The sequence below is a fragment of the Pseudoalteromonas issachenkonii genome (genome assembly GCF_002310795.1).
In the GTDB taxonomy this organism is placed as follows: domain Bacteria; phylum Pseudomonadota; class Gammaproteobacteria; order Enterobacterales; family Alteromonadaceae; genus Pseudoalteromonas; species Pseudoalteromonas tetraodonis.
In genome coordinates this window covers 363,710-382,932 of the sequence record NZ_CP011030.1, presented here as the reverse complement: position 1 = coordinate 382,932, position 19,223 = coordinate 363,710, and the positions used below count along the sequence as shown (strand labels likewise).

Annotated in this window: 16 protein-coding genes; 7 read left to right on the top strand and 9 right to left on the bottom strand. The window is 39.6% G+C overall.

Features of this window, described 5'->3' with window-relative positions:
* Window positions 1-136 precede the first annotated feature (136 nt).
* The 6 genes from PISS_RS01720 to PISS_RS01695 form a co-directional block, all read right to left on the bottom strand.
* Window positions 137-1,018, bottom strand: a complete 882-nt coding sequence (locus tag PISS_RS01720) for a hypothetical protein (protein WP_058154089.1) — start codon at window positions 1,016-1,018, stop codon at window positions 137-139.
* Between the two features lie 164 nt (window positions 1,019-1,182).
* Window positions 1,183-1,431 (bottom strand): hypothetical protein, encoded by a 249-nt coding sequence (locus tag PISS_RS01715; protein WP_058154088.1) that lies wholly within the window; start codon window positions 1,429-1,431, stop codon window positions 1,183-1,185.
* A 38-nt stretch (window positions 1,432-1,469) separates the two neighbouring features.
* Window positions 1,470-1,874: a hypothetical protein gene (locus PISS_RS01710; RefSeq protein ID WP_058154087.1), complete on the bottom strand. Its 405-nt coding sequence runs from the start codon at window positions 1,872-1,874 to the stop codon at window positions 1,470-1,472.
* Window position 1,875: 1 nt separating this feature from the next.
* The gene (locus PISS_RS01705) at window positions 1,876-3,870 is read right to left on the bottom strand and encodes a hypothetical protein (RefSeq protein ID WP_058154086.1); all 1,995 of its coding nucleotides are present in this window, start codon (window positions 3,868-3,870) and stop codon (window positions 1,876-1,878) included.
* Window positions 3,863-6,454: a hypothetical protein gene (locus PISS_RS01700; protein ID WP_058154085.1), complete on the bottom strand. Its 2,592-nt coding sequence runs from the start codon at window positions 6,452-6,454 to the stop codon at window positions 3,863-3,865. Before PISS_RS01700 ends, PISS_RS01705 begins: the two co-directional genes overlap by 8 nt.
* The gene (locus PISS_RS01695; RefSeq protein ID WP_058154084.1) at window positions 6,447-7,622 is read right to left on the bottom strand and encodes a tyrosine-type recombinase/integrase; all 1,176 of its coding nucleotides are present in this window, start codon (window positions 7,620-7,622) and stop codon (window positions 6,447-6,449) included. The genes PISS_RS01700 and PISS_RS01695 overlap by 8 nt, the downstream gene beginning before the upstream one ends.
* 456 nt (window positions 7,623-8,078) lie before the next feature.
* Between PISS_RS01695 and PISS_RS01690 the strand changes: the two genes are divergently transcribed.
* The 6 genes from PISS_RS01690 to PISS_RS01665 are packed head-to-tail and all read left to right on the top strand — an operon-like array spanning window position 8,079 to window position 16,537.
* Entirely contained in the window at window positions 8,079-8,687 is a 609-nt protein-coding gene (locus PISS_RS01690) for a restriction endonuclease subunit S domain-containing protein (protein WP_058154083.1), read from the top strand.
* Between the two features lie 49 nt (window positions 8,688-8,736).
* Entirely contained in the window at window positions 8,737-10,257 is a 1,521-nt protein-coding gene (locus tag PISS_RS01685) for a type I restriction-modification system subunit M (protein ID WP_058154082.1), read from the top strand.
* Window positions 10,247-11,497, top strand: coding sequence for a restriction endonuclease subunit S (locus PISS_RS18815; protein WP_058154081.1), 1,251 nt, complete (start codon window positions 10,247-10,249; stop codon window positions 11,495-11,497). The genes PISS_RS01685 and PISS_RS18815 overlap by 11 nt, the downstream gene beginning before the upstream one ends.
* Window positions 11,494-12,408, top strand: coding sequence for a GIY-YIG nuclease family protein (locus tag PISS_RS01675; RefSeq protein WP_058154080.1), 915 nt, complete (start codon window positions 11,494-11,496; stop codon window positions 12,406-12,408). Before PISS_RS18815 ends, PISS_RS01675 begins: the two co-directional genes overlap by 4 nt.
* 23 nt (window positions 12,409-12,431) lie before the next feature.
* A complete protein-coding gene (locus tag PISS_RS01670) occupies window positions 12,432-15,719 on the top strand; it encodes a type I restriction endonuclease subunit R (protein WP_058154079.1) in 3,288 nt (1,095 codons plus the stop codon).
* Window positions 15,720-15,724: 5 nt separating this feature from the next.
* Window positions 15,725-16,537, top strand: a complete 813-nt coding sequence (locus tag PISS_RS01665; protein ID WP_083494645.1) for a M48 family metallopeptidase — start codon at window positions 15,725-15,727, stop codon at window positions 16,535-16,537.
* Between the two features lie 23 nt (window positions 16,538-16,560).
* Here PISS_RS01665 and PISS_RS01660 read toward each other — a convergent pair whose 3' ends face one another.
* Window positions 16,561-16,881, bottom strand: coding sequence for a helix-turn-helix domain-containing protein (locus PISS_RS01660; protein WP_058154078.1), 321 nt, complete (start codon window positions 16,879-16,881; stop codon window positions 16,561-16,563).
* Window positions 16,882-16,978: 97 nt separating this feature from the next.
* Between PISS_RS01660 and PISS_RS01655 the strand changes: the two genes are divergently transcribed.
* Window positions 16,979-17,242, top strand: coding sequence for a transposase (locus tag PISS_RS01655; protein ID WP_058154077.1), 264 nt, complete (start codon window positions 16,979-16,981; stop codon window positions 17,240-17,242).
* A gap of 74 nt (window positions 17,243-17,316) precedes the next feature.
* Here PISS_RS01655 and PISS_RS01650 read toward each other — a convergent pair whose 3' ends face one another.
* On the bottom strand, window positions 17,317-17,907 hold the full coding sequence (locus PISS_RS01650) for a type I restriction-modification system subunit M N-terminal domain-containing protein (protein ID WP_232311330.1): 591 nt from the start codon (window positions 17,905-17,907) through the stop codon (window positions 17,317-17,319).
* A 92-nt stretch (window positions 17,908-17,999) separates the two neighbouring features.
* A complete protein-coding gene (locus tag PISS_RS01645; RefSeq protein WP_058154076.1) occupies window positions 18,000-18,584 on the bottom strand; it encodes a recombinase family protein in 585 nt (194 codons plus the stop codon).
* Window positions 18,585-19,223 lie beyond the last annotated feature (639 nt).

Here is a 19,223-nt window from a genome sequence, read left to right as displayed (position 1 = left end):
AAAAATCAGCGTTAAGAACTATGCAATAAACAGACTCTCGACTTACTCTTTGTATCAAAGTAATCCTTCGAAAGTCTGCTTATTAATTGCCTCTATTTTAAATTCTTAGTTCTGCAAAAAGTTACTGGCCACAATCCTATTCTAAGGCTTTAACATAGTTTTTAAGTGCTATTTTTTCAAAGCCAGGAAGTTCTAACTGTGTGTCAAAGTGCTCACCTGATGAGTCAAGAATTGATACTGAGATAATTAATGGGGAAGATTTTCTAGTGTATTTAAGCCAACGGCGAATCGTCTTATCCACTGAACGTGAGTAGTCCAAATCTCTTCCAGAAAGAACTCTTTGTACAAAGTGGCTACCAAATGATAATCCTATGGTCCTCAATGCAAATTCAATATTTCTATTGTTCTTTAAAAAATTAGCATCTATCACAGCAGCATTAACTCGCTTATGAGTAAAATCCCAAGGGTCTCGATCACGCTCATCAATAGCAGGCCAATTATCACCACCTATTCGACAACCTTCTTTGTTTAAAATAAGGTAATTTAACCTTGGCGTGTGGGTTACTAGTCTTCGAAGTTGGTTAGTACAAAACGCGGGGTATTCCTTTTTACTTTGCCTTTCAATACTAGATGCCTTTGCTTCGTAAAATGCAACTCCCGATATTGGCCTAGAATACTTTGAGAAACGCCTAGTTATAATAAAAGCAATATCGCCATGAAAGCTTTCTGCACGGCCTGTTAGCTTATATGCTTCAAGATTAAACTTACTTTCAGACAACTCATACCCCAAGCCAGGGACCTTATAATTTAAGAGAATATCTCGTACGCTTTCAATTATTTTGTAAGTAATTAAGTTTTCATTCCAATCTACATCTGGACACTCATTTATAATACCATCCACTGCTCTTTGTATGTGTTGCTCAATATCATAGGGAGTAGTCTTAGGATCGAAGTCCTTTCTAGTATCAAAACATTCGTCTACTTCCAAATCAAATTCAGAATAGTCAAATTTTGCCAATTACTGCTTTCCTTACTTGGGTTAAAAAATAAAAATCACTTTTATATTTAGCAAAGCTCACGTTCGCAGGGATATCAAAAAGGCGAAATAAGTTTACCTGCAACATACGAGTTGATTTTGCTGTTAATCTCAAGGTCATTGGACCCCAATCAGAAAAAGTGGAGTCACCGCTTTTTATTAGATTGTGATAGTACTGATCCGGCAAGCTCTTTTGTATTTGAACTGTACTTATCACTTTGCAAAACCTTAGATGCAAAGTCTTCCATATCAGCTCCTGTTTGTTTGGTCGTCCCTTTCTGAGATAGCGCAGATCCCGCTAATTTTTTTGCAGTCTTAGATGCGTTTGGATCAGTCAGAACTTTTGCTGCTTTCGAAGCAACATCTTTTGATGTTTTTTTCGTGTTTTTGCTCATTATTAATATCCTACGATTATTTTGAAAAAACTAAACTGTTAGTTTATGTGCTTAAGCCTTTCTGCAAAATTATTTCGCTCAGCTAACACTTCATCGTACATGTTATAAATTTGCTGAATATGTTCCCACAACGACTCATTCTTAACTTTGTACTCATCAGCTAATGCTTTGTGTTGACTGTTTAAAATTTTCAATGACTTAATTTCTTTCTTAAGCTTTTCATTTTCTGTGCCTAACGTAATCGACTCAGCTTTATGTTTCTGACGCTTTTGCGCAGTCTTAATATCTGGGATTTTCTCAGGGTTAAACTTGTAGATTGCAGAGTTTGAAACACCTAATCTTTTCGCTACTTGGCTAACATTAATTTTTTCGTTATTGGCTGTCATTTCCGACAAGGCCTTATCAATTTTGTCAGCCATTGAGATCTCAACTGATTCACTCATATTAGGCTTCCTTCACTTTTATCTTTAACTGGTCAATGATGACATTGGCAGCTTCAAGATTGTCATTTAATGCTGTACTAAAAGCGTTAAACCTTTGCTTTATTTCTCCCGGAAAACTCTCAAATGTAGCTAGTTGCGATTCACATCGTTTTTTAACAACCAGCCAATGCGGCAAGTGTCTAGGTGTTGCTATGTAGCTATCACAATTTACACAATGACTAGGATCTGCGGCATTGCGAACCTTGCACTCCCCACCCTTAGTGCAATACCCATGTGATACACCCCTGAAATTATTGGTATGCTTAGCAGCGAATGTGATCAACTCTTCCATATTTTTAAAGTGTGGCGCGTTCCCAGTGGTTAGGTCATCTGCAAGAATTTCTGACAACTTGGCTATAAAATTTTGGCCGCCTTTTCCTGCTAATCTGCCATCATTGGCTGCGATAACCATATCTTCCATCGCTTGTGAAATCATAAATTCTGAGAAACTATCAGTTAGTCCAATCAATTCCTCCATAGACTCATAACCTCGCTGGCTGTAAACCAACGTCATCATATTTTCGAGGTGTTTATATTGATATTTAATGTCATCTAGATCTCCGAGACGGTTAGCAACGATAAACCAAGCGAATGTATGTCTAAATTGGTGAGCGGTGAAATTAAACAAGTCACCCACTGCATAAGGCTTTTTGAAATTTCTATGGTTTGAGCCAACTGATTGATAATTACAGTCCATACGCTCCAGCTCTGAAACATCTTGTTGACTAAGGCGTATACTAAAAAGCTTATTAAAATTATTGAATGAGCTTTTCCCAGATTTAGTATTTAAAGAAAATTCACACGCTTTTTTGTGTGGTATTGTTCCAAATAGAGTTTTAGACTTGAGTCCAAACTCTAGGTTAATAGCTCTTTTCGTTGGTAACACATCGCTATGATGCCTAAGAAGTAATTCTGCTCTTTGGCGATAGATAGAGCAAACCTTTGAGAGTAGATTTACAGCGCGGTAGGTAACTTCATTGGTTATCCACTCTAAACATTGTATTTCATCAGTAGTTTTAGATAAAAAGGACTTTAAGAAATATTTGCCATTACGCTCAATAGCTGCATCATCGTTAAGTGCCAAAGCTTCGTTATAACGCATTCCTGTATAACTAATTACTAGAACAAACGTATATTTACGAAGATTTTTTATTGCTTCGTGATTTTCGTTTAGCCACGATGATTCATAATTACTCAGACCATCTATATGAGTAGATTTTTTAAAATCTGTTTTTGGTAGCGTAGAAATAGAATTATTGAGTTGGGTCTGAAGCAAGTACCAATCATCTATAATTTGCTCAGCGGCATTAAGATGCACTTCACATAGTTTTAGCGCTTGCTTCATGACTTGTATTGGGATGATAGAATGCTTGTTTCTGCGCTGTTTTTTAAGCAACGTATATGGCATAAGATATTCATTGGTTAAGTCAAAAAACAGCTCATTTTTAACCACAGAATATCGTTTCAACCAGTAAAGAGCTGTTAGCAATGATTGAGCAAACGAAGGGTGCTTCTGCAAGTTAGAGACCCGTACAAGCTCAATAATTATGTTGCGTAAACGAAGCTCTGGTAGGGAGCCCAATACAGAAAAACTCTTAATACCATACCCCTCAAGCCATTTAGCAAGTCGTTTCAAATTACTGATATTTCTTCGAATAGTCTCCCAGCTAAGGGGGTCCATTCCTTGCCCTGATCCTTGAGTATACATACCAAGTGTTAAAGCTTTCAGTTGATATTGAAATTCTGCCCCGACGCCATTAAAAGTAACCGACAATTTATTACCTTCAGAAAGCCAAGAGTCGTCACCAAAAAGTGTTTTTTGTTCCTTATTTAGGCGTATAAAACTCCATAGCAATATTGAAGAAAGTAATTCTACCCGCTTCTCATCATAAGGGAGTAAGTGGATGAGACCGTCAACTTTCAAACAATGATTTATAGCAGTGAAAGTGTCAGACATTTATCCCCCTCAAGCTGTTAGCTGATGTAATTGCAAACTCCCAAAACGGGTGCATGCCTTTATTCATCAGTAGCTCCTCACCTTTATTTAGTGCAATCTGACTTCTTTTAGCTACTTGTACTAGAATGTCGTCAACTCTTTGTTGTAATGTGTTTATTGCTTCTTGCTGAAATTCGTTGTTATCAATATCGGAAATACTGGCGGACATCTCCGAAAGCACATATTTTTTATAACTTAATAGCTGCCATACATGCTCAGGATCAGCAACTGTTCTAAAGTGTTTGCACCAAATGCAAGCTAGAAAGTCGCTACACCATGCGTTGCTTTTTGACTGCTGAAGATGTCGGTGCGTTTTATTATATTGCTTAGCTTCTTCATCATTACCACGCGATGAGCACTGTCCAGAAGGTGTTTTTTGTGTGCTAGCATCATCTACCATTAGCACTCGGATCTCAGAATCTATTTCTCTGCCAGTAAAGTAACGTTGCATCACATCAACTGCTGTGTGTAACGTTTCTTGAGACTTTTGCTCACTAATTCGCTGATAATGTTTGATGAAAGTATCGAACGTATGCAAATTCACTGCCTCATAAGCTCGCATTTGCTTAGCCACATCGCGATAAATATGGTTAGCACCACTTTTTCGAATCCGCATAGAGTTATATGCAACGCGGCAGCCTAACCTTTTCAATAACGCCTTGATGTATGAAACAATGGTTCCACTTTTGATTCGGCTTACATTTGTTTTTTCTTTGGTAATGAATAAGAACGGTTGCACAGCAGGAGCTGCGAGGTTTCGGTAATCTTTAGTAATAGTATCTCTAACAAATAAAATATCACGCATTACGCTGTTTACAGCTCGTCCATCCAAAGAGTAAGTATCAATGTCATACCCTTTTCTTGGCTTTTGCAGCAGTAAAGTTATACTTTTTTGTGCAGTCGGTAGGGCTACATCGGTAATATCACTTAATTCAATATCAACCATTGGCGATGTGTTCCAGCAGCTTTTAATTTGAATCCGAGCGAAGTATAAGGCCAGTAACTGCTTGGAGCTCTGAGCCTCATTAATCCCTTTCTCAATAAAGAATATGAGTTCTCTCAACTCACTGTCGCTGTATAAGTCTTCAATTCTTAACCTCCTAGCGTGACGCTGATGCCTTTTGTAAGATATTTTAAAAGCTTCTATCGTCTCTTGGCCTGTAATAGTCATAAGCCATCGCATTGTTTCCGTATATGATGCACCACTACGAATACTTATAGATTTACTTTTAACTGCACCTTGTAGTTGCTCAAATATAGCTTTTTGGATAGAACTCTGGTCCATGCCTAAACATAGAAACCCATGCTCTAAAACTTCTTTTTTATAATTTGGAATCAGATAATTAACTATCAGGCGCTTGAGTTTAGAAAATCTAGTATGAAGAGTTTCGATGTTATAATTTTTTTCAGGAAATAACGCTATTTCTGATCGGTGCAACTGCTCAATTTCGAGCATCAAGCTAGGACAAGTTAAAGCAACCTCACTATAGTCGATGCATCGGAAACTTTCGTATCGTTTAAAATAAAACGGCAATAAATGAGCGATATAGTCATGACGGTGTATCTTCTCGCCTAAATGTTGCTCTACCACCAGTAAAAGCTCTGAAAACTGGTCTTTCCTTAAGGCAGCTTTAGCTTCTTTCAATAGCGAAAAATTATTTGCCTTAAAGTTATCGAGTCCATGCTCTTTGAATGCATCAGGTTTTTCCTCAGAAAACCGACGGATGCTAGTAACAATAGCTAAAAACCGCCTGGTCATAGCCTCAATGCTATGCTCTAAGTCTCCCTTAAACTTTTCAGAATCTGCAACGGCCTGAAGTTGTTTGATTAAAACCGGTTCTGACTGTGCCAAATCAGTTACGTCAATAGACTTTCTGTTGATTGCAATTTTGACTGTTGAAAAGCGCTTTGGGTAATTTACTCTAAGCACTGAAAGTAAAGCTGATTGAAGAACTTTGTTCCGATCTTCTATTGGGTGTTCATGAAAGACATTTTTAAAGTGCTGACTCGATCTAAACCAACTTAAACCATGCTTTGATATTAAATCAGCTAGTTTCGGTGCTTTATCAAACAAGAGATGTAAGCACATCAGCGCTTTCTGTGCATTGAACCTAGTTGTACTACCAGCTAAACCAGACTCCAAGTTCCAGTTAGTTAAAGCCTCATGTAATTCACTTCCTAACTCGAAGTTTTTTCGATACCAATTTAATAGATCAATGTTAGTATCAAAAACAAATACACTACTAGGTCTGGATTTTACTTCACTTACCGTACTGGCAAAATGAAATAAGCAACGTCTGAATAGGACGTCATCTTTAGGCTCAAGATAAGCTGCCTTTACCTCTAACTTGAGCCAATAATCCCTATCGATTAACGAGTTAATGTCCTCAACCAGCCTATGACAATGACTATGTAAAATTTCATATCGCATCAGTATCCGTTTAAAAAATTGGATATGTAATTTTACGCGCTTACTGCTTTCAGCAGTCACATTGTCACTCAACTGAGTTTCTAAGCGAGAAAAGTTTAGAACACCATTAAGCATTTACTTCTCCTGAAAAACCAGGATTAAATGCCGCCTCTTGTAAAGGCTCAACAAGTTCTCCAAATAACTTATCTACCCAACTTGCCATTTGCTTATCAAACGTTAATGAACGAGCGAAATTGATGTACTTTTGAGTCGTTGAAAAATCTGCATGGCCCATTAACTGCATTAACTTGTATTGCACAAATCCAATGGGTAAATTTTTGTGGATAAGGAAGCCCGCTAGATTGGTGGCAAATGTTGAGCGTAAATCATGAAAATCACGTTTTAGTGTTTTCCCGAATGGCGCTAATTCCTTACGCACTTTTGAGATCACATTGCCTATAGATTTACGAGACATGAAATCACCAGAGCGATTAAGAAACAGTGGAGCATCATCACAGTTACCATGTTCAAGCTGCCACTTAGCTAATCTATCTTGATGTTCTTTGCCGTTACGATATTGCCAAAGTGATGCCATCAATCCTTTTGACACCATTATTGATCGCTCCTTATCGTACTTGCCGATTATGGTTAAGTAATAAATTGCTTTATTACCCAAGGCAGGATCAACAACATGACTAGCACTAAAAGTCGCTATTTCTTCTGCACGTAAGCCACATTGCACTGCTAAATCCACTCGCAATTTAGCACCTTGCTTTGCGAGCTCTCTGCTAGCATAGAGCAGCTTAAGTTCCTCTTTGCTATAAGGCGATAAACCCGCATCACCTGGTTTCTTTTGCTTGTACTTTTTAGGGATCAGTAAGTCAGTGGTGGTAATGGTAAACCCTTTTTCATCGCTACCGTAATCGGTAAATAGCAAGTCTAAACCGCCGTCCTTACGCTTTTTCTTAATAATCTTGGTTTTGTATTTGAATGGCACTTTATCAATTCTATTTTGCTTTCTTGCCCACTCGTAAAACTGCCTCACATGGTTGATGTACAGGTTTGCAGTATCTCGCTCAATACCCTTTGAAATCACTTGCTCTATTAGATGCTTGCGATAGCGATAAACAGGCAACCAGTATTTTGCTTTATCGCTGTCACTCACAGCATAAACCTCTTGCCAGTCCACATTATTCTTCTCAACCCATTGCAAGAATAAACTCATAGAATTCGCTAACGACTGCACGGTTACAAGTGACACACCACCAAGTGGATTCTTGTTTCCGCCTCGCTTAGGAGGCATGAATAAACCTTTATACCTGTGCTCAAGGAACAAATTTATTTCAAGAGCATCCTGTAGCCTATTAAGCGATAACACTCTTGGAAAACGCTCAATAAAACGGTCCTCGTGAAACAAAACTTCGCGATAACATTGCTCATTAACATCAGAAATGTAAGGCAGACTACCTAGATTAACGGTTCGATTAACAATATTAGGGTAGATTACACTCAAATAAACTGCTCCATTTAAATACTGCAAAAAATATAGCGGCAAGTTTTGCTTTAGTCAAACACAAAATTGCAGTATGCCGTTACTGCAAAAATAAATTGACGTATGCTTTAAGATAATCCACCATTGCAAGACGAATGAAGCTTCCATCAGAGACAAAAAGTTGCGCAACTTAGAACAATCAAGCCGCGCGTTTTTGAAAGCTTTTAGAAGATGAAAAAGTGTTGGTAAAGGTAAAACTGAGACCTTATGAAAGCGCAAACAAAGCACGTTGCACAGAGCTTACTACTCCATGAACTCGCTGATATTCGCTTGGGGCATCCATTCAGAGGCTCAATCAAGCAATACGCGGATGGGACAGTCAATGTCATCCAGGTTAGGGATACCGAGGCAACGGGCGAAATTAACCACGATAGTATTGTTAAAACTCACTTAAAAACTAAAAAGCAACCCGACTGGTTACAAAACGGAGATGTGCTATTTATAGCAAAAGGTGCAAAACACCACTGTGTTCTAGTTGAAAATATAAAAGAGCAAACGGTCTGCTCGCCTCACTTTTTTCTAGTGCGATTGAAGCCTGAATATCGTGCTTTAATTTCACCTAACTTTCTGTGTTGGCAATTAAATCAACAACCTGCACAGCGCTATTTTAAAACAACCGCTGAAGGTTCTATGTATTTGAGTATTCGAAGGCAGGTTTTAGAAAGCGTACCAATTAAGCTACTAGAGATTGAAAAGCAAAACCGGCTCACTGCACTACATCAATGTGGCGTAAAAGAGCAAAAGACACTGAAAAAGTTAATACAAAATCGGCAACAACAATTAGAAGCCATTGCATTGCAAGAGCTAGGCATTTGATTACTGAATAGCCGAAGAAAAATTAAATAAAATTTGGGAATAGATACACATGAAAAACAATGTTCAAATCAATCAGGACGATATCAACAAAGCTGTATGGGCCGCTTGTGACACCTTCCGTGGTGTGATCAGTGCCGATACCTACAAAGACTTCATCCTGACCATGCTGTTTTTAAAGTACATCTCTGATGTGTATAAAGATGAATACAACAAACTAGTTACTCAGTATGGTGATAATCCTGAGCTTATTCACGCCATGATGTCGAAGCAACGCTTTGTACTGCCAGAGGGCGCAAGCTTTTGGGATCTATATGAAAAGCGTTATGAAGCAGGCAATGGTGAGCGAATCGATAAAGCCTTACATGCAATTGAAGAAGCCAACGGCAGCAAGCTTAAAAACGTATTCCAAGACATCAGCTTTAACACTGATCGATTAGGCCAAGAAAAACAAAAGAACGACTTACTTCGTCACTTACTGGAAGATTTTGGTAAAGACATTTTAGATTTGAGCTCAGAGCGTGTGGGTAGCTTAGATATCATCGGTAATGCCTACGAATACCTTATCAAACACTTTGCCGCTGGTAGTGGCGCTACCGCTGGTGAATACTATACCCCGCCAGAGGTATCAACTCTTTTAGCAACGGTTTTAGAGCCAGTTGAAGGCGATCAAATCTGCGACCCATGTACTGGGAGTGGCTCATTATTACTTAAATGTGGCGCTATGGTGCGTAAAAACTCTGGCTCAAAGAAATACGCATTATTTGGGCAAGAAGCAATAGGTTCAACATGGGCATTAGCCAAAATGAACATGTTCCTCCACGGTGAAGATAACCACCGCATTGAATGGGGCGACACCATTCGTAACCCACTACTAAAAGAGAAAGACGGTAACGGCTTATTGCACTTTGATGTAGTGACGGCAAATCCGCCATTTTCATTAGATAAGTGGGGACATGATGATGCCAGCAACGACCCATATGGGCGCTTTAGACGAGGTATTCCACCGAAAACCAAAGGCGACTATGCGTTTATCAGTCACATGATTGAAACGCTAAAACCCGAAACAGGTCGCATGGGCGTGGTCGTGCCGCATGGCGTGTTATTTAGAGCATCTAGTGAAGGCAAAATTCGTCAACAACTGATTGAAGAAAACTTGCTAGATACCGTTATTGGCCTGCCAGAAAAGTTGTTCTTTGGTACGGGTATTCCAGCCGCCATCTTGATATTTAAAAAGCACAAAACAGACAACAATGTGTTGTTCATTGATGCCAGCCGTGATTTCAAATCAGGCAAAAACCAAAACCAATTAACCGAAGAAAACATTCAAAAGATCATCGACACCTACAAGGCTCGTGAAAGCGTTGATAAATACGCATATCTAGCCAGTTTTGATGAAATCAAAGAAAACGACTTTAACCTAAACATTCCACGCTATGTTGATACCTTTGAAGAAGAAGCAGAGATTGATTTAGTGGCAGTACGCACTGAGCGTGTTCAACTGAAGAATGAACTGCAAACCCTTGAAACGGAAATGGAAAGTTACTTAAAGGAGTTGGGTTATGGTGCCTAATGGATGGACATTAACAAGCTTAGGAAAGTTATGCGATATCAATCCTAAAAAGATAAAGAAGCCTGAAAATGGCAAAGTTTCTTTTATTGCCATGAACCAATTATCAGAGGAAGGCCAGCTAATTTCTCATTTACCGAGAGAATATGAAGAAGTATCTAAGGGGTTTACCTCGTTTAAGGATGGCGATGTATTGGTTGCTAAGATCACGCCCTGTTTTGAAAATGGAAAAGGGGCGCTAGTTCATGGGCTTACTAACGGTGTAGGCTTTGGGAGCACTGAATTTCATGTGCTGAGAGCTAAGGAAAACACATCCCCTGAATTTATATATTACCTTACCAGAGCTAAGGAACTTAGAGTCAGAGGTGAAAATAATATGCAAGGTTCAGCAGGTCATAGGCGTGTCACTGCTGATTATTTCAATGCATATAAAGTGCTAACGCCCCCACTCCCAGAACAACGCAAAATAGCCAAAATCATATCCACATGGGATAAAGCGATTAGCACCACCGAGCGCATAATCGACAACAGCAAGCAGCAGAAAAAAGCCCTTATGCAACAACTGCTCACTGGCAAAAAACGCCTACTTGATGATTCAGGTAAACCATTTGAGGGTGAGTGGGAAGACCTTTACCTTCACGATATTGCAAAAATAATAGTTAGTCCTGTTGATAAGAAGATTGTAGAAGGTGAAATTCCAGTTGAATTGTGCAATTACACTGACGTTTACTACAACACTAGAATTACTAACTCAATAGAGTTTATGAAGGCTACAGCTAAACAGTCTGAGATAGATAAATACACATTGCAAGTTAACGATGTCATCATTACTAAAGACTCCGAAACTCCGGGAGACATAGCAATACCAGCTCTAGTAAGTGAAGATTTAGGTGGTACTGTTTGTGGATATCATTTGGCAATTATCCGCCCAAACAGTCAATTAGTTGAGGGGGCGTACCTCAATTACTTATTTTCGATGCAAAAAACACGATACTATTTCTTTACTTTAGCTACAGGAGCAACACGATTTGGTTTATCTATTGGTGGAATAAATAAAGCTCACTTCACACTCCCACCATTAGAGGAACAACAAAGAATAGCTGCCGTACTAACAAATTCAGATAGAGAAGTAGAGCTATTAGAACAACAGCTTGCTGACTTAAAACAAGAAAAGAAAGCGTTGATGCAGCAATTGTTAACAGGCAAGCGCAGGGTTAAATTGGATGACAAGGAGGTCGCATGATCACACAAAAACGACCTCGTACTATTCAGATATTTTTACCTACGGGTGACCCTGCGGGTATTCGTATTGCCGAGCAAACCACGTCGATTATCCGTTTAATTGAAGTGCCTCGCAGTGATATTGCTGAATTTGTAAAAATGCCAGAAGCCAAGCAGGTTGGGCTTTATTTCTTGGTTTCTGGTGATAGCAAAGATGAATTGTATATTGGTCAGTCGGGTGATGTTGGCAGCCGATTGATGCAGCACTATAAAGACGAAAAGAAAGATTGGGAGCGAGCACTGGTATTGGTGTCACTCACCAATAACTTAACCCAAACCCATGTGCTGTATTTAGAATCACTGTCGATAGAAAAAGCAAAGTATTGCCAGCGTTATGAACTACTCAATGGTAATGGTGGGCAAAAGCCACATACACCTGTTCCACTTAAGGCCGATTGCGATGAAATTCATGAAATTGGTAGCTTGTTATTGGCCACCCTTGGCTATCCTATTTTTGAACCACTGACAGAAACATCACCTACTAAAGCTGAACAGGTATTTTCTTGCAGCCGCACAGGTGTCGATGCTAAGGGCATTTATACCAACGAAGGCATGGTGGTATTAAAAAGCTCTTCCGCTCCTATGACCACTAAGCGTAAAACAGAACAACGGTTTTATGATAAGCGTGACCAGCTACTCGCTAAAGGTGTAATCGCAGAGCAAGGTGGTCGCTTTGTATTTCAGCGTGATTATTTATTCCCTACGCCAAGCGGTGCGTCATGCTTTTTGTTACTAGGCTCATCTAACGGTTGGGTTGAATGGAAAACAGAACAAGGGGTAACGCTGCACGATCACCAAGGTCGTACGCTAGAGTCTGCCTCTGAGCAAAGTAATACGCACAGCGATATGCAAATCACGAGTAGCGTGGGATAACCCATTAAGGATGATTAAACACAATGACAACGGTTAAATTTCAAGAAGAATTCAGCGCAAAAATACCCGCACTGACATTGTTAACCAACTTGGGTTACACCTTTATTCCACCAAGTGAATGCGAAGCGCTACGTGGCAACACTCTTGCAATTGAAAAGAAAAGCACCCATCAAGTTATTTTACTCCCTGTAATGCGTGCCTTCTTAGCGAAACAGACGTTCTCATTTGCAGGTAAGCAACATACACTATCAGAAGCTGCTATTGATAAAGTCATGCATGAACTAAACCCTGCTATGAACTTAGGTTTAAAAGCAGCTAATGAGAAAATCTACAATGCGCTTATGTATGGCGTGAGCGTTACCGAATTCATAGATGGCAAAAAAGCCTCGCCCACCATTAAACTCATTGATTGGCATAATATTGATAATAACCAATTCCATTTTACTGAAGAGTTAGTGGTTCAAAATGCCGAAGGCACTGGCAATCGCATTCCCGATATTGTGTGCTTTGTGAATGGCTTACCATTAGTAGTGATTGAGGCGAAACGGCCAGATTCAAATAAAGAAGGTAAATCGACCAACGCTGAAGCGATTTCTCAGCACATTCGCAATCAAGGTCAGGCTGAAATTCCTCACTTGTATGCATTTAGCCAATTGCTCTTAGCGATAAATGGGCATGAAGGTCTGTACGCTACCTGCGGCACAATAGATAAGTTTTGGGCGAAGTGGAAAGAGGAGCAAATACTTGAAGCGGAATTTGTCAGGTTAAAAAATCATAAACTTAGCGATGAACAATTAAATAAGCTGTTTAATCATCGCCCTGTCAAAGCGAAAGATGACTACCTTTCATTGCTTGCAGCAGGCGACTTAACTGTTACCGACCAAGATAGGCTTATAGTCAGCTTACTCCGCCCTGAGCGCTTGCTTGATATGACTCGCCTGTTTACCTTGTTTGATAAAAAAGCTGGAAAGATTGTCGCTCGATATCAACAAGTATTTGGCATAAAAGCTCTTATTGAACGAATTAACACGTTTGATGATTCAGGTGCTCGTGAAGGCGGTGTTATTTGGCACACCACAGGTAGCGGTAAGTCTTTTACTATGGTGTTTTTATCCAAAGCACTTATTTGGCTAGAAGAATTGGCGCAATGCCGAGTGATCATAGTGACAGACCGTGTGGACTTGGAAGATCAATTAAGCCGTACCTTTGCATCTGGCGGTGTATTAACTGACCGAGATAAAAAAGATGCAATGGCGACTACAGGTAAGCGTTTAGCTGAACAAATCGGTAAAGGGAATGAGCGAGTTATCTTCTCGATCATTAATAAGTTTGGCTCAGCGATTAAATACAAAGAATGCTACAACGACAGTCCTAATATTATCGTTTTAGTGGATGAAGGCCACCGTAGTCAGAACGGTGAAAATAATATCCGTATGCAGCAGACGCTGCCTAAAGCGGCCTATATTGCTTTTACAGGTACGCCACTGTTAAAAGACGATAAGACCGAAAACAAATTCGGTAAGATCATTCACTCTTACACCATGCAGCAAGCGGTTGAAGATAAAACTGTTACCCCTCTGTTATACGAAGAACGCATTCCAGAGCTGAACGTTAACGATAAAGCTATTGATGCATGGTTTGAACGCAGTACCAGTAAATTAACTGATAAGCAAAAAACGGATTTAAAGAAGAAGTTTTCTCAAAAAGGTCAGATCTACCAAACCGAAGGTCGCATTGAATTAATCGCATACGATATTGCGGACCACTTCCAGAACTTTAAACAGCAGGGCTTAAAAGGTCAGCTAGCTTGTGATTCCAAAGCCTCTGCAATTCGTTATAAGAAGGCATTGGACAAAATTGGTACGGTAACATCCGTTGTGGCGATGTCGGCTCCAGATACTCGTGAGGGTCACGAAGCTGTTGATCAAGAGAGTAAAGATATCGTGCAAAATTGGTGGAAGGCTAATGTTAATAAAATGGATGAAAAAGCCTACACCAAAGCCATTATTGAAGACTACGGCAGAGATGATGGCCCAGATATCATGATCGTTGTAGATAAGCTTCTGACAGGCTTTGACGAGCCAAAGAACACTGTACTTTATATCGATAAGCCTCTAAAAGAGCATAACCTAATACAAGCTATCGCCCGTGTTAACCGACTGCACAGTAAAAAGCAGTTCGGTTACTTAATCGATTACCGAGGCATTTTAAAAGAGCTTGATACCACCATTGAAAAGTATCAAGACCTTGCAGAACGTACCCAAGGCGGCTTTGATATTGATGACCTAAAAGGTTTGTATAACCGAATGGATACGGAATACAAAAAGCTTCCGGGGCTGCACATTGATTTGTGGGCGATATTTGAAGGTGTTAAAAACAAGCAAGATGGTCCAGCACTTCGCCAAGCGTTAGCACCAAAGGTGCAAGATGTCGATGGCAAGCTTGTCGATACCAATCTTAAAAAGCGTGATGACTTTTATTCGGTACTGACCGCATTTTCAAACTGTATGAAAGTAGCATTGCAATCAGCAACCTACTTTGAAGATAAGTCATTAGATAACAAACGTGACTTGTACAAACGTGACCTAAAAGCCTTTGTCGATTTACGTAAACAAGTGCGTGAAGATGCTGACGAAACCATTAATTACGATGAATATGCTGAAGATATTCGCAGCCTTCTAGACAAGCACATTGCTGGTATTGAAGTAAAAGAGCCTGATGGTGCCTATTTAGTTGGTAACTTAGGAAAAGACGTTAAGCCACAGGATATGAGCGATGACGAAGCTCGTAACCAAACGGACAAAATTACAGGCCGAATCACTAAGATGATCGAGCAAGACTTAGCTGATGATCCTTATGCTCAAGAATATTTCTCTAATATGCTTAAAAAGGCGATTGAAGATGCCAAAGCAATGTTTGATGCGCCTGTTAAGCAATACATCCTCTTCGCGGATTTTGAACAGGAAGTAAAAGAGCGACAGATTGTAGATATGCCTGATGAGTTTGTGGATGACTCAGGCAAGTTGAATAAACATGCCCAAGCTTACTTTGGCTTATTCAAGCACCTATTTGATGCTAACTTCTTAAATGAAAAATCATTGGACAATGATAAGTTGGTTGCCTTGGCATTTAGTATTGATGATGTAGTCAATACGGCTGTTGCTGAGTATTCCATTAATCATGCGGAAATTGAAAATGCAATCCACATGAAGTTATTACCTATGTTATTTGCTGATCTTGGCCTTGATAACGCTCAAAAGTTGATTGAAGAAGTGCTCAAGATCACTCGACTAGGCTTAGCAAGGGGCTAAAGAGAGTGAGTAAACAAGTCGTTGCTGCTGAGATCAGAACAACAACCAGTGAGCGAGGTGTTTTTACCTATGGTAACGACACCATTCACTATGATGTTATTCGTAAAACCAAGCCTGCTGATAATGCTAGAAAAACAGCACGCAAGGTAATTATTAAGGTTCACCCTGATCAGCGTGTTGTGGCTACAGTGCCACATGATGCAAGTGATGATGCGATTCAAGATGCTATGCATAAGCGTGCAAGATGGATTTGGCAAAGCATTGATGAATTTGCTAAGCAAAAAACTACGGTCTTACCTAAGCGCTACGTGAGTGGCGAAACCCAGTTTTACTTAGGTAAGCGCTATGTACTCAAGGTAATTGTTGATGCCGTGCAAGTACCTAACGTAAAGCTAAGCCGTGGCAAATTGAACGTCACAATCAAGCATGAAGTAAGTAAAAACATTGATGTTCGGTTGGTGAAAATTAAACCGCTAATCGACAAATGGTATCAACACAAAGCAAAAGCCATTTTCCACGAGCGACTAGCTGAATTACTTCCGAAAGCTACTTGGGTAACAGGCGTTCCATCTTTTCGTGTGATGGCAATGAAAAAGCAATGGGGAAGCTGCTCAACCAAAGGCAACCTGATGCTCAATCCTCACCTTGTTAAAGCGCCTAAAGAATGCATTGATTACGTGATATTACATGAGCTTTGCCATATAGCTGAGCACAATCACAGCGAAAGATTCTGGCGTTTGTTAACCCAAGTAATGCCGAATTGGAAAGAAGTAAAAGCCAAATTAGATGATATGGCGGAAATGTATTTGAATGAGTGATGCGCGGGCAACGCTAAACTAGATTAGACTTTCGAGTCAATTTCTTCACTCATTATTGCAAGGATCTTATCTCTTTTTTCTTTTGGTAATTGATGCAACATAACCACAAAATTGGCCATTTCCTCCGTTTCGCAAAAGAAATAATTAAGCGGCACATCCAGCTCTTCAGCTATTCGTTTTAAAGTTTGTAAATCCGGAGTATGCCTACCTTTTTCATAATGGTTCATACGTCCACTCGCCGAACTGGGCTCAAGACCAATCTTAATTCCCAGCGACTTCTGAGAAAGTTTTGATCGTAGCCGAGCTTCTTTAAGCCTGTATGGCAATGGGTTAATGAATTCCAATGAATATTCATAAGTAAATTTATAATACTTAGATTCTCTAAGTTTTATCCTATCATGTATACTTAGGAATACTAAGTTTAATAATGAGTAACACTCTGTGAATAAGCCATATGCGCAAGATACAAAAGATCTGGCGATTAAAAAAATAATGAACCGTGAACAAAGAGTTCCTGAAGTAGCTAGAGAACTGGGTATTTCCTCAAGCACTCTGTATCGGTGGATAAAGTTAAAAAGGGAGGAGAAAAACAACTCAAAGAGTAAGTTCTTAATGAAAAAGCTGGAATCTAGGTTGGAAGAAATATCTGAGGAGCGAGAAGTATTGTTAAAGGCAGCCTCAATTTTAGCAAGGGAGATCCGCTAATTCTTCAACGTACTCGAAAAGTGATTTACTGAGATGATATTAACGGTAGTTCTTAGCCAAATATAGGTAACAGTTTAGGCGGCGGTTTTTAGGTGGCATTTGCTCGATAAAAACGTAGATGACATTATATAGTATTCACCGCCGTTACGCCCAGCATTACCCATATTTTTAATTTTCACTTCATACAGGTGTGATAACTCGTGCTTGGCTTCTTGAGAGCGAAATTGCAGCTCGTCGACTTTTTCCAGCGCATCACGCAGCGAGTAACCACTTTGAATTTTGTTTTTTATCTCGCCAAAGATTTCACCAATTTTATATTCAATGGTATTGGGGCTTTCTGCCCGTTGCTTAAAACCTTTAAGGTAAGGGAATAATTCGCCGTCGACATATTCCATCAAGTCATCACCGGTTAAAGCATTGTCATGATCAAAGCTGCCATCGACTTTTTTAGGTGCTGCCCACTTGCTCCAGCGGTGCGCTTCGTCAATGATGTAGCTATATTCCTGCTCCATTAATTCAGCTTCTTGCGACTTGGCAAATTCTAAGTCATCCAAATACTTTAAGAACAGCATCCATGATGTTTGCTCTGTATAATCTAGTTCGCTTGAACAGCCAGCGTCCTTGTGAAGTATGTCGTCAATATTTTTAAAAGTTTGTTCAAACATCTATGTCAATAACCCAATTAATTGTTAATACTACTGAGTAACAAAGTTAACTAACTTTGCCCTAAAAATTATCCTTTGAAAAGTAATTAGGTTCACTTTTCAAATAACGAGCGTTCTTGAGGAGGAGGTGCAGTGCTCAGGGATTTATTAAGCGTTGGCCGGCTCACACCAAAATGCTCTGCGACTTCGCTTTTTGTGACGGTAGGGTCAAGTAGCATTGCCTGTGCTTTTTTAATATCTGACGGCGATAGTTTTACCCGACGCCCACCTTTACGACCTCTAGCTCTTGCTGCATCTAAACCTGCTTTTGTTCTTTCGGAAATCAATCGGCGTTCAAATTGTGCAATAGAACCGATCATATTAAACGCTAACTCACCAACGGCAGTCGTGGTGTCAATGCTCTCATTTAGACTTATAAACTTCACCTGCTGCGATTTAAAGCCATCTAAAAGCTCAATTAGGTCTTTTAGACTACGACCAAGCCTATCAAGACGTTCAACCACAACGATATCGCCAGAGCGTAATGTATCGTTCATACGTGCAAGTTCAGGACGGAGCTTTGACTTACTACTTATTTTTTCACGAAATATTCGCTCGCACCCAGCTTCATTCAATGCATCCAATTGCGGATCATCGGATTGTTCATCTGTACTGACCCTTGCATAGCCAATTTTCATAACCACCACCAGAATAAAAGGTACGTTTTATTTACATAGATAACTTTACGAGCTACTTTACATTAAATCAATATTATTTATTAGTTTCGATGAAGCAATGGAGGCGTAAAACAAACGGTCGAAATGGCTTTGCCAGATTTACTTCGACGAGTTCGTAAAGAAAGATCATGATGAAGCCTTGATTCTGATCTTAATACTAGAATTAAGCCTTCATTCTGATCGTACATTTAACTTCTTTTTCAGCTCTAAGTAGAGCTAACGACTAAACAGCAAGGTATAGCTGGCTTTGAATATCGTGCGCCAATTGAACGGTCGAAATGACTTTGTCAGATTTACTTCGACGAGTTCGTAAAGAAAGATCATGATGAAGCCTTGATTCTGATCTTAATACTAGAATTAAGCCTTCATCCTGATCGTATATTTAACTTCTTTATCAGCTCTAAGTAGAGCTAACGGCTAAACAGCAAGGTATAACTGGCTTTGAATATCGTGCGCCAATTAAACGGTCGAAATGACTTTGTCAGATTTACTTCGACGAGTTCGTAAAGAAAGATCATGATGAAGCCTTTATTCTGATCTTAATACTAGAATTAAGCCTTCATTCTGATCGTATATTTAACTTCTTTATCAGCTCTAAGT

Excerpts from the sequence above, each read along its gene's own strand:
- PISS_RS01710 (WP_058154087.1), bottom strand. The coding sequence starts at position 1,874 with ATGAGTGAATCAGTTGAGATCTCAATGGCTGACAAAATTGATAAGGCC.
- PISS_RS01695 (WP_058154084.1), bottom strand. The coding sequence starts at position 7,622 with ATGCCTCCTAAGCGAGGCGGAAACAAGAATCCACTTGGTGGTGTGTCA.
- PISS_RS01705 (WP_058154086.1), bottom strand. The coding sequence starts at position 3,870 with ATGTCTGACACTTTCACTGCTATAAATCATTGTTTGAAAGTTGACGGT.
- PISS_RS01700 (WP_058154085.1), bottom strand. The coding sequence starts at position 6,454 with ATGCTTAATGGTGTTCTAAACTTTTCTCGCTTAGAAACTCAGTTGAGT.
- PISS_RS01670 (WP_058154079.1), top strand. The coding sequence starts at position 12,432 with ATGACAACGGTTAAATTTCAAGAAGAATTCAGCGCAAAAATACCCGCA.
- PISS_RS01675 (WP_058154080.1), top strand. The coding sequence starts at position 11,494 with ATGATCACACAAAAACGACCTCGTACTATTCAGATATTTTTACCTACG.
- PISS_RS01690 (WP_058154083.1), top strand. The coding sequence starts at position 8,079 with ATGAAAGCGCAAACAAAGCACGTTGCACAGAGCTTACTACTCCATGAA.
- PISS_RS01650 (WP_232311330.1), bottom strand. The coding sequence starts at position 17,907 with ATGTTTGAACAAACTTTTAAAAATATTGACGACATACTTCACAAGGAC.
- PISS_RS01645 (WP_058154076.1), bottom strand. The coding sequence starts at position 18,584 with ATGAAAATTGGCTATGCAAGGGTCAGTACAGATGAACAATCCGATGAT.
- PISS_RS01685 (WP_058154082.1), top strand. The coding sequence starts at position 8,737 with ATGAAAAACAATGTTCAAATCAATCAGGACGATATCAACAAAGCTGTA.
- PISS_RS18815 (WP_058154081.1), top strand. The coding sequence starts at position 10,247 with ATGGTGCCTAATGGATGGACATTAACAAGCTTAGGAAAGTTATGCGAT.
- PISS_RS01715 (WP_058154088.1), bottom strand. The coding sequence starts at position 1,431 with ATGAGCAAAAACACGAAAAAAACATCAAAAGATGTTGCTTCGAAAGCA.